Genomic DNA, 2544 nt, shown 5'->3' with positions numbered 1-2544 from the left:
ACTGACTTCAACACTGGCGCGTTCTCCCCTGCCTGATACAATCCCTGACTGAATGCCTGCTTTGCTGCCTCAATGCCGTGCTGCTGGCGATAATCGTCCCAGTCGGCTTTGTGTTCTGTGGGCGGTAATGCAACCCACCCGTTGATCGCTTTGGCGGTTTTCTCGGCTGCAATCTTGCCGACGTTCTTCTTGGGCTTGCCTTTGTCGTCCAGTTCGCCCGGTGTATGCCAGTCGTTATCCGCCGCCAGAATGATTTTCGCTGTTGGCCACCGTTCTCTCACCAGCCCGGCAACGGTCGATAAATTACCCTCATCCAGCGCAGCCAGTACTAAGCCCTCATGCAATTGACTGACCGTTAAGGCCGTTGCATATCCCTCGGCAATGATGAAAGTATCTGGCGTTCCGGTGATGGGTGATAAGGGGATAAAACTTCCCTTTTTCTGCGTACCAGAGACAAGACGCTTTTCACCACTCGGCTTGATAATCTGAGCGCCGGTGATTATGCCGTCCAGTGCCTGAGTGACCAGTACCAAAGAGCCATCTTTCAGTAATCGCTGATCGGGGCATGGCAGCCCCTTGTTAGTCAGATAGTCGGATTGCCCGGTAGTGGCCTGAGCTAATAACTTGTTCACTTTCTCAGCTATCGGTTGAGCCTCTGATTTCGGAGCCTCCTTTCTGGCGGGCTTGGGTTCGGGTATCAGTGAGGGAATGCCTGCCAATAGACGGGCTTCTCCCTCGCTGTCCGCCAGTACAGTAATCAGGCGCACCGGGTGAATATCCACCAGCCGCTGAGTGCCAGGTGCAATTAGGAATGTAAATTTAAGGCGAGTTTGGTTATGCTGTGGGGTATCCATAGCGTAAGCCTCCTTTACGTTGTTGGTTAGAGGCCCAGTTAGTGTTCGCGCACTACTGGGCTTCGCTATTTGTATACCTTGAATACTCAAGGTGTGTTTCATCTTATTTATATAAGAAACACACGTCAAGACTTTTTTGTATTTCTTTTTTGTGTATAATGAAACACACTTATTGTAAGGAGTTTCATTAATGCCAACGCCAAACAAAAATGCAAAGTCACAGTTAACTACCGTCCGTGTACCACATGATGTAATGGAGGGAATGGAAGAGGTGAAACAAGACAATGAAAGCAATGCAGGATTTATTATTACTGCGATGCGTGGAGAAATAGCCCGCCGCCAAAGTGAGGGCAATTGCAAAGATCCACTGCTCTCCTCCCTTGATGCCCTTGCCCGTGTCGAAGAAATCGGCACAAAAGCCAATGAAGAAATAAGACTGCTTATCAGTGTTGCGCAGGAAGAACTCCAGCAACGCAAAACCAAAGCATCATCTGAGCAATAAGCAACCTCGTCAAAATTATTGACTTGGTTGACTGACCCACAATCAGTAGAGCAGTTAACTGATTGATTTAACTCATGACGCAAATTTGCGTGATCCCAAAGGGTAGCATTCGCCGTGCTATCCTTTTCTTTTTGCACTCCACTAAATGATGACCACAAACTTTGCGCGTCGCTAAAAGATACGCGCAAAGTTTGCACTCCTCTTAAAGAGGTGTACAAATTTTGTGAGTAAATATCATTTACGCTCAAAGTCTGATAATGGGATATTGGATTTTGCATCGACGAATTTCGTCGGTACAAATAATCACCAGACTGCAAATATGCCGTCTGATTGAATATCAATGGGTTAGGTAACTGACCCGAAATAATCGGGGCAGTCAAAGTATGACCAAACGCCAAATATGGCGTCTGGATATTTATCAATGAGTTATTGGTGTGTGAGATATTTTCCGCATACCCACAGGCTAAATTTTCAGCCAATGACTGAGCGAAATATTTCGCCGATTGGCAGGCCAAAGTGAGGACCACGGTATTCTTCGAGGTCACTGAGCTAATGACCTCGACAACGGGTAAGTATGTTAAACGTACTGAGCTATTTATAACCAACCCTCTTAAAGAGGGTAGCCTCTGAGATTGAGGACCCCTTAGCCTCAAGGAGTCAGTAGAAATAATTGGATAACTTAGACCGATAGAATTGCTTCCGTGCATCATTTTACTTCTCTCATTTCAATGCCATTAGCTGTATATCCCTGAACCCGAACGCCCTCAACACGGTGGCGTTTTTTGGTCAGAAAGCGAATGTGATCGGCATAGACATAGAGCCACTGACCATCTACAGCAATGCGCTCAAAGGTTCTGATTGGTCGTTTATTGTACTGGACAAAAGGGTTGAACTTATTGATTTTATTATCTTTATTGGTCGACACCCCCTTGTCATTACCTGTCACTCGATAGAGCCAGAATCGCTGTTCTTTACCTGTGAGCTTTTTCGTTCTAACTGGCACATAACCAGCCTTACGCATCGCTAAACTAAACTCCGCATCATTCTTGTAATATTGGCGACGTAACTCATTTGATACGTAAGCGCCTAATTAACCCCACATACCTGACTGGTTAATCTTTTGTCATAGTGTGTTTTCTTTTATTGAGAAGGGGAACCACCATGACATTGACTGAAAAACAACAGCAC

Annotated in this window: 3 protein-coding genes; 1 reads left to right on the top strand and 2 read right to left on the bottom strand. The window is 46.0% G+C overall.

Annotated features, from left to right (window positions below; genetic code table 11):
- A partial coding sequence (locus AAC854_RS22115; RefSeq protein WP_340618979.1) for a toprim domain-containing protein occupies window positions 1-854 on the bottom strand: 854 nt, incomplete at its 3' end.
- 190 nt (window positions 855-1044) lie between these two features.
- Here AAC854_RS22115 and AAC854_RS22110 point away from each other — a divergent pair.
- Window positions 1045-1356 carry a YlcI/YnfO family protein gene (locus tag AAC854_RS22110; protein ID WP_340618978.1) on the top strand — a complete coding sequence of 104 codons (312 nt, stop codon included), beginning with the start codon at window positions 1045-1047 and terminating at the stop codon, window positions 1354-1356.
- A gap of 706 nt (window positions 1357-2062) precedes the next feature.
- Here the strand turns inward: AAC854_RS22110 and AAC854_RS22105 are convergent.
- Window positions 2063-2377 carry a hypothetical protein gene (locus AAC854_RS22105; protein WP_340618977.1) on the bottom strand — a complete coding sequence of 105 codons (315 nt, stop codon included), beginning with the start codon at window positions 2375-2377 and terminating at the stop codon, window positions 2063-2065.
- Between the last annotated feature and the right edge of the window lie 167 nt (window positions 2378-2544).

It is taken from the genome of Xenorhabdus entomophaga, assembly GCF_037996725.1.
Lineage (GTDB): Bacteria > Pseudomonadota > Gammaproteobacteria > Enterobacterales > Enterobacteriaceae > Xenorhabdus > Xenorhabdus khoisanae.
The sequence above is the reverse complement of the archived record's forward strand: the minus strand, read 5'-3'. Positions and strand labels throughout refer to the sequence as shown.

Coding starts and splice junctions, on each gene's coding strand:
- AAC854_RS22105 (WP_340618977.1), bottom strand. CDS start 2,377: ATGCGTAAGGCTGGTTATGTGCCAGTTAGAACGAAAAAGCTCACAGGT.
- AAC854_RS22110 (WP_340618978.1), top strand. CDS start 1,045: ATGCCAACGCCAAACAAAAATGCAAAGTCACAGTTAACTACCGTCCGT.